This is a genomic window from Mariniphaga sediminis (assembly GCF_003573545.1).
Classification (GTDB): Bacteria; Bacteroidota; Bacteroidia; order Bacteroidales; family Prolixibacteraceae; genus Mariniphaga; species Mariniphaga sediminis.
Window position 1 is genome coordinate 1 of sequence record NZ_QWET01000041.1, and the last position, 8,078, is coordinate 8,078.

An 8,078-nucleotide genomic window follows, 5' to 3' on the forward strand; every position below is an offset into this window, starting at 1 on the left:
GGATTATAAAAAGCCAGAGAAAGTGTTCTGCTCGGCCGCTTAGATTTCGTTTCCCGCCCAATTGGGCGGGAAACGAAATCTAACTTATCTTTGAAGTAATGTTGTCTAAACAAGGGGAGTATTTAACTTTTTAATTCTGGATGGCTTTGTGAGAACCTTTCATGTTTCAGAGCAAGGAGAAGAAATAACAACAGAAATTTCCGAAAAAGGGGAATTGGTGTGCTCTATGTACAGCCTCTTAAAAAATGAAAAATCGTTCGAAAATTCTCAATGTATAACAAATTGTCTCATTTGTGTAATATCTGAAAAATCGTTCGAAAAATTATGTATTCAAAACCCAAATTGGTTTCAGCTTGGATTAAAGTTTTTAAAAAATGACATTCTAAAAAAAGAAGAAAGAATAAGAGGTTTTGCTAAGCTTAAAGCAAATGAGCGCTATCAGAAATTATTGACTGAAAAGCCAAACGTAATCCAAAACGTTCCTATAATCTATATTGCCTCTTATTTGGGTATTAAACCTGAATCATTAAGTCGTTTAAGAAGTCAGCAGACCATTTCCTAACAATTGTTATCTTTTATTGGCTGATATATAGGATTCTTTGTAATTCAATTTACAAAGAAAAATTATGAAAGGAACATCACTTATCACAGGAGTAAATGGACATTTGGGGAATAACCTTTTAAGAAATCTATTATCAAAAGGAATTAATGTTCGGGGTACTGTTAGAAACCTGGATGATAAATCATCTTTTAAAGATTTAGATTTTACACCAATATATGCAGACTTACATGATAAAGAGTCATTGATCAAAGCCTTACAAGGGGTAGATATTTTGTATCAGGTTGCCGCTGTTTTCAAACTATGGACCCAAAACGCGGAAAGGGATATTTATGAAGCCAATATGTTAGCAACTAAAAATATAATGAAAGCAGCGGCAGAGACAAATGTTAAAAAAGTAGTCTATGTTAGTTCCATTGCTGCCATGGGAAGAAAAACGTTACCTATGAATCCGGATGTTTATAATGATGAAAAGGAAAACGTCTACTATCGTTCAAAAATTGACAGTGAGAAATTAGCCTGGAAAATCGCAAAAGAACATAACATGGATATGGTCAGTGTATGTCCTTCAGCCATGATTGGTGAGCATTGCACAAAATTAACTCCTTCGCACAATATGCTGAGAATGGTATTGAAAAAAGAAGTATTTGTCGATAGTCAATTCTATATCAACTGGGTAGATGTAAAAGATGTGGCAGAGGGATGCTATTTAGCCGCTACAAATGGGAAAAATGGACAGCGATATGGACTGGGAACTTCCAAAGCTGTGGGTTTAACAGAAATAATCCATTTAGCCCAGGAGCTGTTTCCTGAACAAAAAATTAAAACCCCATTTAAAATGCCAAAATGGATGCTGAACTTTAGTGCAAGCTTTTTTGAAATGATGTCAAAAATAAATGGGAAAGAACCTATACTTCAGAAAAACCAGGTTCGTATGTATTTTAAGTTGCGACAGGATATGGATATTAGTAAATCAGAGCAAGAATTGGGATATTCACCTACAAATCCAATTGTAGCCATTAAAAAGGCGTTAAAATTTTTGAACGAAAATAAAAAAATTGTATAATGCAGGCAGGTAACAAATGCCAAATTAATGAGACCACCAATTAACAATAAAAGCACATAAAATGAAAAAAATCGTGATTTGTTTATTTGCAATCCCATTAACCTGGGCATGTGAAAAAGAAAAAGTAAATAATACTGATAGTTTAAATATATCAGGAATTAAAACAGGAAACAAAACAGAAATTGTTCATGTTAAACTAAAATCAGGAGATATAGAATCTTCGGAGATCGATTGTTACGTCTTTGGGTCAACCCTTTTTGATCCGGGCACTTCCGGATTTGGATATGTGGATTGCAACTCAAATTTCAAATTAGTTAATCCTCAAACAGGAGAATTAATTACTGATTTTTCACTTCCTGGACTATTGTCGCAAACAGTAATTGATCCAGTAGAAAATGTATTAATAGGACAATATTTTGAGAATAATTCAAATTTTGTTGTCAAACTAGACTTGACAAATGGTGAGATAAAAGCTAAAAATTCAGTGGATCTCGGAGAAGGTATATTAGCATGTACTTATTTCTACAAAAATGATGAAAAAGAATATGTTCTATTAACAGCAGATAGTACATTGAAGTTTATTAATGTAAACAACGGTTCTATATCAAAATCCATTAAAGTTGAATCAATAATTAACAATGCTATATTTGATAAAACTGACAGCCAATTGATAGGTTTTACATATTCTGCAGAGACAGATAAAAACTATATCGAAATTATTGATATAGAAACGGGTGCTTTAACCAGTAAAGTTGAGATAAAAGAAAGGAATGATTATTATGGATGCGTATCTGGATTTGATAAAGAAACAAATTGTTACATACTGGTAAATTCACAAAATAAAATTCTTTTTATTGATATTGAAAGCGGAAAAACTAAAGATTCATATACATTAGATTTTGAAATAAAAGAGTTCAAATTTTGGAGAAGTATATAAAATCTGGCTATAACAAAGTAGGCGAAATAGTCGTAAATTCAATGACAGCAGCCTGCTTCATCATTGCAACAGTTTGATAAGTTTGAAGCCTGCAATCACCACCTTTGAATATGCTTGCCGCTAACATCAAGTTAAATAAGCATTTCCGAAATAGATTTAAGCGTAAATTATCTATTTTCCAGAGCCTATTAAATACTGTTGCTAACCACAAAATTTTGGTAATTTTTAAAATTATTCAGAAATTAATGTAGCTAAAAACAGCATGAACAAATGGATACAAAATAAAAACAACAAAATTTGACGTTAATCAGAATCTTTAAACCAAAACGCTACAATCATGAAACAAAAATTTGTATTTAGTTTCGTTGTCCTGCTAACCATAATTTTCTTAACCTCTCAATTTTCAGTTGGCCAGGAACTGACAGAATTAAAAGATATTAATAATGTTAAACTATCAAATGAGATTAATCTTTTTGATGGTCCGAATTATGCCCTGGAAGAAAATACAATTATTTCACTAAAATCAAGTGAAGAAGAACCAACCTTTTATCTGGATACAAATGGGATAACAATAAAATGTATAAATTGTGTTGCGGGTGATACTGGAAGGGTTAATGGTGCTGTATATAAAGCTGTTGACAAGAATTCATTAAATCAAATGATTAAAGAAGGGGCAGATTTATCAGCGGTTTGTACTAGCCTGATAAAAAACATGAATGGCTTATTTTATGGGCAAAATAATTTTAATCAGGATATAAGCTCATGGGATGTAAGTAATGTTACCCATATGGGGGGAATGTTTGCTTATGCATATTCTTTTAATCAGGATATTGGAAGTTGGGATGTGAGTAATGTAATAAGAATGGATTCCATGCTTTGGCTTGCTTATATTTTTAATCAAAATATTGGAGATTGGAATGTAAGTAAGGTAACAAGTATGTCTGGGATGTTTGTTAGAGCTACAAATTTTAATCAGAATATTGGAGATTGGGATGTAAGTAATGTTAATAATATGAATTGGATGTTTGATGAAGCTAATGCATTTAATCAAAATATCAACTCGTGGAATGTGAGTAAGGTGACTGATATGTCATATATGTTTAGATATGCAATTTCTTTTAATCAGTCCCTTGATTCATGGAATGTAAGTAACGTTACTGATATGAGTTCGATGTTTGCGGATGCACAATCTTTTAATCAGGATATCGGAAATTGGGATGTAAGTAATGTTACTGAAATGAATGGGATGTTTGAGGGTGCAACATCTTTTAATCAAAATATTGGAAACTGGAATGTTGGCAATGTAACTCGCATGGAGGATATGTTTCATAACGCTGGTTCGTTTAACCAGGATATTTCTTTGTGGAATGTAAGCAATGTAAAACCATCCAGTTCCTTTCGGACTGGAATGAAAAGAATATTTGCCGGTTCCAATCTAAGTACCGGAAACTATTCAAAAATCTTAAACGGTTGGTCAAAATTAGACCTCCAACATGGTGTTACCTTAGATGCAGGAGAAATTCAGTATGACAGCACAGCGATAATGGCAAGACAAAGTATAATATCTGAATATGGTTGGACTATTAAAGATGGAGGATTAGCTGCCAACACAACAAGCATTTCTGAAAAAGTTAAGAAAAATACCCTTAAAATTTATCCTGTCCCGACAAATGACAAGTTGTTTCTTGAAACTAATTCAAGTGGAAGAGTACAAATTTTTGACATTCAGGGAAAATTAGTAATGAATCAACAAATTGAAAATATTATAAATGAAATTAATGTATCTGACTTAAGTAGTGGAACGTACCTTTTAAAATTTGAATCTGCAAATGAGTTAAGGACTGTTCACTTCTTAAAGAATTAAAAGTGAATAAAACTATAGCCCTAACAAATGTAACCGTTGCACAATGCAAATTACCTAGCGGGATTCATTGTTATGCCATCCGCGAATTCTCTCTAAAAAACAAATAATGCCCCATAAAATGAACAAACAACTATTAGTATTCCTTATCACACTATTAAGCTATAATGGCTATTCCCAAATCTCCTTTGAGAAAGGATATTACGTCAATAATGATGACCAGAAAATTGATTGCATCATAAAAAACATTGATTGGGAGGATAATCCAACTCAATTTGTATACAAACTGTCCGAGTACGACGAACAAAAAACACTTACAATTGACTCAGTAAAAGAATTCGGAATCAATAATATCTCAAAATACATTCGGCATAAAGTAAAAATCGACAGGTCAAGTAATGACATCAATGACCTAAGTAATGACAGAAACCCTGCGTTCATGGAAGAAACACATTTCCTAAAGGTATTAATTGAAGGAAAAATCAATCTGTATTCTTATAAAGAAGGGAACCCAATAAGGTACTTTTTCAACAAGGGTAATTCAGGTATTGAACAATTAGTTTATAAGGAATACACAACATCAGAAAATAAAGTGGGTGTAAATGCTCAATTCAAACAACAATTATGGCTCCTTTTAAGATGTCCATGTATATCCGTTAGTGACATTGAGCAAATTAATTATAGAAGGAAAGAGCTGGTTAGCTTATTTAAGACTTTTCATGAATGCAGCCATTCTGAATGTATTAGTTTTGAAAAAAGACAAAATAAAAATTCATTCAATATCTCAATAAGACCAGGTTTAAATAGATCTTCTTTATCAATATCAAATTCTAATAATACTGATTTTGGAGCAGAATTAGGATTTAGATTCGGGGTTGAGGCAGAATATGTATTGCCATTCAATAAAAACAAATGGGGTGTGTTAATAGAACCAACTTATCAATATTTCAAATCAGAAAAAATTGTTTCTTACAGGAATGTCAGTGTAGATTACAAATCAATTGAGTTGCCGATTGGAATAAGGCATTATTTTTTTCTAAACGATAATTCCAAAGTTTTTGTAAATGGTTCTTTTATTTTGGAATATTCCGGAAAATCCAAAATTGATTATGTAAATTCCATTATTTTGGAAATTAAAACAGGAATTAACTTTGCATTTGGACTGGGGTATAAATACAATAACAGATATAGTGTTGAATTAAGATATCTAACGGACAAAGATTTTTTTCGCAACTATATGTACTTAAAAAACGACTACAAAACATTATCTGTAGTATTTGGATATACACTATTTAAAAACACCCAATAGCAAATTGTCCTACGCCAGGCGGGTCATTTCAGGGTTGGACAAATCAAACCAATCTTGCTACTTCCTGCAAATCTAACTGTTTGCGGGTACTCGGAACCACATCATGGATCAATCCATCATTTATAAATAATCTGAACATATATACCGGTGACCTGGTATTTCATTTCGACCAAAATGATACGTATTATTTTTTGTCCGCAGACATAACTGACAAGATTGACTTAAATACGAAATCATTAATGAATTATGATAATGTGGTGGAGAAATTTTTATATTTGGCAGCACAAGATTATAGATACACTGAAAACAATAGTGAAATAATAAATAATTGCGTTGACATTCAATTCGGATATTTTGATTTAACCACTGGCATAAGTTGTTCTGGTGAAAACTTTACCAAATCCTGGAAAATGAAACAGACAAATAACTATTTTTCGAGTGCATACATTAATGATAAAAATTCAGAAACAATTAGTTACGATAATGACATTCAATATAAAAAATGTTAGACGCAAATAATCAAATAGGGGAACCAAATAATTAAAGAATAATGATTCGAACCGTTTTTTTAATAATATTTATTACAGGAATTCAATCCACAATATTCTCACAAACGTATAACATTCCTACCGATGTAAAACGTATTGTTTTTTTAGGAAACAGTATAACTTACCAGGGACAATACATAGAATTTATCGATGCCTATTTTTCGATTCATTACCCCGACAAGCACTATGAAATTATAAATGTAGGCCTCCCCAGCGAAACAGTGTCCGGGCTCTCTGAACCCAACCATGCTGAAGGAAAGTTTCCTCGTCCGGATTTACATGAACGATTGAAAAGAGTAATGGAAAAAACACAGCCAGATTTGGTATTTGCATGTTATGGAATGAACGACGGTATTTATATGCCATTCAGCGAGAAACGATTTAAAAAATTTAAGAAAGGTATCAATTGGCTACATAAAGAATTAGAAAAATCAGGTTCTGAAATAATCCATATTACACCAGCCATTTATGACGAACGAAAAGGGGAAGCGTATGCCAATGTTCTTGATATTTATTCTGATTGGTTAATAAGTAAGCGATACACAGATGGATGGAATGTAATCGATATTCACTGGCCAATGAAAAAGAAACTGGAAGAATATCGGCTTATAGACCCTGCATTTGTATTTGCAAAAGATGGCGTTCATCCGAATGAATCAGGCCATTTTGAGATGGCAAAACACATACTTTTATATTTAGGAGAGACTGCTCTTGCAAAAACAACCGACATCAAAGGTTTGCTTTCCGCTCATCAAAATGGAGCGGAGGTATTAAAACTGGCAACAAAGCGTCAAAAAATAACGAAAGACGCATGGTTAACATCTATAGGACATAATAGGCCAAACATGAAAGAAGGTATTTCCTTGGATGAAGCCTTACAAAAATGGAAAGAGACTGATAATCAAATACAAATATTACTACAATAAAAATCAGTTATATAAACCGACTCAAATACATAAACTTCACAGATTTGACACACAGAAGCCATTATTCCGACCAGGCTCATTTTATTCATGATTTTAGATCCTTTACAGGATTAGGCCCCAATGACTTTTGGGAATTAAGCAATGATTAGAAAATAAGGATGTCCATTTTTTACAATTTATTTATTCGTGCAGAAAATAATTTTGCGGAACGAATAATCAAAATTATAAAAAGAACAGTTTATGGACATCATTAAAAGAATCAGATTAGCCGGACTCATAATGTTGATTGGCATGGTTGCAGGGATTTTTAGTGTCGCACCGGTAATTGACTCTGCAGATTATTTGAAGGAAGCTTTCAGGCAATCCAATCAGGTAATCGTAGCTGCCATTTTTCAATTTACCCTGTCGCTTACTTATATGGGCTTTGCCGTTTTGATTTACCCCGTTATTAAAAAGTTTAGTGATAGCCTTTCACTGGGATTCCTCAGTTTTCGAATTTTAGCGGTAAGTGTTTCTATTATTGGAACCATCTTATTGTTATCCCTATTAACTTTGAGTGAGGTTTTTGTTCAAAACGAATCTCCAAACACATTGGATTTTGAAGCATTAGGAACCATACTAAAAAGTACCCGTGATACTATAAATCACATCTTTATGGTCTTGTTGTTATGTGTGGGAAACATCATGTTGTACATTTTTTTTATAAAAGCAAGGCTAATGTTCCGATGGATTTTAATTTGGGGAATTATAATTAGCCCCAAAATTTAGACAACAAGTATAATTTGAAAATTTAATAAACTTGTTGTTATGAAAAAGAGAAAAACTTACAGCGCAGGCTTTAAAACAAAAGTAGTACTTGAAGCTCTTCAAGA

At 32.5% G+C, this 8,078-nt stretch carries 8 protein-coding genes; all 8 read left to right on the forward strand.

The features are described from left to right. Window positions 1-136 precede the first annotated feature (136 nt). The 8 genes from D1164_RS23225 (at window position 137) to D1164_RS23260 (ending at window position 7,974) form a co-directional block, all read left to right on the forward strand. A complete protein-coding gene (locus tag D1164_RS23225) occupies window positions 137-562 on the forward strand; it encodes a Crp/Fnr family transcriptional regulator (RefSeq protein ID WP_262707181.1) in 426 nt (141 codons plus the stop codon). Between the two features lie 64 nt (window positions 563-626). After that, window positions 627-1,625 carry an NAD-dependent epimerase/dehydratase family protein gene (locus tag D1164_RS23230; protein WP_119352305.1) on the forward strand — a complete coding sequence of 333 codons (999 nt, stop codon included), beginning with the start codon at window positions 627-629 and terminating at the stop codon, window positions 1,623-1,625. A gap of 61 nt (window positions 1,626-1,686) precedes the next feature. After that, window positions 1,687-2,562, forward strand: a complete 876-nt coding sequence (locus tag D1164_RS23235) for a YncE family protein (RefSeq protein ID WP_119352306.1) — start codon at window positions 1,687-1,689, stop codon at window positions 2,560-2,562. A gap of 337 nt (window positions 2,563-2,899) precedes the next feature. Next, complete coding sequence (locus D1164_RS23240; RefSeq protein ID WP_119352307.1) at window positions 2,900-4,426, forward strand: BspA family leucine-rich repeat surface protein; 1,527 nt, start codon at window positions 2,900-2,902, stop codon at window positions 4,424-4,426. A gap of 118 nt (window positions 4,427-4,544) precedes the next feature. Continuing rightward, window positions 4,545-5,732, forward strand: a complete 1,188-nt coding sequence (locus D1164_RS23245; RefSeq protein WP_119352308.1) for a porin family protein — start codon at window positions 4,545-4,547, stop codon at window positions 5,730-5,732. 239 nt (window positions 5,733-5,971) lie between these two features. Continuing rightward, on the forward strand, window positions 5,972-6,241 hold the full coding sequence (locus D1164_RS23685) for a hypothetical protein (RefSeq protein WP_147372278.1): 270 nt from the start codon (window positions 5,972-5,974) through the stop codon (window positions 6,239-6,241). A gap of 41 nt (window positions 6,242-6,282) precedes the next feature. Beyond that, window positions 6,283-7,206, forward strand: a complete 924-nt coding sequence (locus tag D1164_RS23255; protein WP_119352310.1) for an SGNH/GDSL hydrolase family protein — start codon at window positions 6,283-6,285, stop codon at window positions 7,204-7,206. 240 nt (window positions 7,207-7,446) lie between these two features. After that, window positions 7,447-7,974: a DUF4386 domain-containing protein gene (locus tag D1164_RS23260; protein WP_119352311.1), complete on the forward strand. Its 528-nt coding sequence runs from the start codon at window positions 7,447-7,449 to the stop codon at window positions 7,972-7,974. The last annotated feature ends 104 nt before the right edge of the window (window positions 7,975-8,078 follow it).

Coding starts and splice junctions, on each gene's coding strand:
- D1164_RS23230 (WP_119352305.1), top strand. CDS start 627: ATGAAAGGAACATCACTTATCACAGGAGTAAATGGACATTTGGGGAAT.
- D1164_RS23235 (WP_119352306.1), top strand. CDS start 1,687: ATGAAAAAAATCGTGATTTGTTTATTTGCAATCCCATTAACCTGGGCA.
- D1164_RS23240 (WP_119352307.1), top strand. CDS start 2,900: ATGAAACAAAAATTTGTATTTAGTTTCGTTGTCCTGCTAACCATAATT.
- D1164_RS23245 (WP_119352308.1), top strand. CDS start 4,545: ATGAACAAACAACTATTAGTATTCCTTATCACACTATTAAGCTATAAT.
- D1164_RS23685 (WP_147372278.1), top strand. CDS start 5,972: ATGAATTATGATAATGTGGTGGAGAAATTTTTATATTTGGCAGCACAA.
- D1164_RS23255 (WP_119352310.1), top strand. CDS start 6,283: ATGATTCGAACCGTTTTTTTAATAATATTTATTACAGGAATTCAATCC.
- D1164_RS23260 (WP_119352311.1), top strand. CDS start 7,447: ATGGACATCATTAAAAGAATCAGATTAGCCGGACTCATAATGTTGATT.